At 43.8% G+C, this 692-nt stretch carries 1 pseudogene; it reads left to right on the top strand.

Annotated elements, in window-relative coordinates:
• Positions 1–34: 34 nt before the first annotated feature.
• Positions 35–692, top strand: a pseudogene (locus tag ACFILA_RS09785) (hypothetical protein); the annotation flags it as partial.

Here is a 692-nt window from a genome sequence, read left to right as displayed (position 1 = left end):
TAAGGAAGTTTCACAAGGAGTTGCACAGGATTCGTTGACGTGGAGCAAAGATGCAAATGCCTTTAGTGCGCAGCATGGAGAAGGAGAGAAAAAAGGCAACAGCAAGATCACCTCTCTTAAGGATGGAGATGTTGCTGCTAACTCAACGGATGCTGTTAATGGATCCCAGCTTTATTCTACGAACAGTTCCCTTGCGGAATATTTCGGTGGCGGAACTAAGTATGAGGATGGCAAATGGACGAAACCTGATTTCAAAGTTGCACAATTTGATGCTGATGGCACAGAAGGTGACGAGAAGACTTATCACAATGTTGCTGGAGGTAAAGAGATAAAGAAAGTTAAGGCTGCGGCACTCACTGAGACTTCACAACAAGCGGTGAATGGTTCACAGTTATTTGCAACAAATAATGAAATTGCTGATGTAAGAGACAGTATCCTTGTTAAGCAAGAAGAAGAGGTGACGTTAAGTCGTAGTCTTCGTGCGGGGGGATCGGGTGTTATCACTATAGGTAAGGCAGCAGGCGGTACTGAAATCAGTGTTTTAAACAAAGACGGTAAGGAACGGACAATCACCGGAGTGAGTGCTGGAACACTCTCAGAAAGCTCAACGGATGCGGTGAATGGCTCGCAGCTTTTTACAACCAATAAAAATGTTACTACAGTAACAAATGATTTGAAAACAGTAGCTGAGA

This window comes from Bartonella sp. CL71SXKL (assembly GCF_042194935.1).
GTDB lineage: Bacteria > Pseudomonadota > Alphaproteobacteria > Rhizobiales > Rhizobiaceae > Bartonella.
The sequence above is the reverse complement of the archived record's forward strand: the minus strand, read 5'-3'. Positions and strand labels throughout refer to the sequence as shown.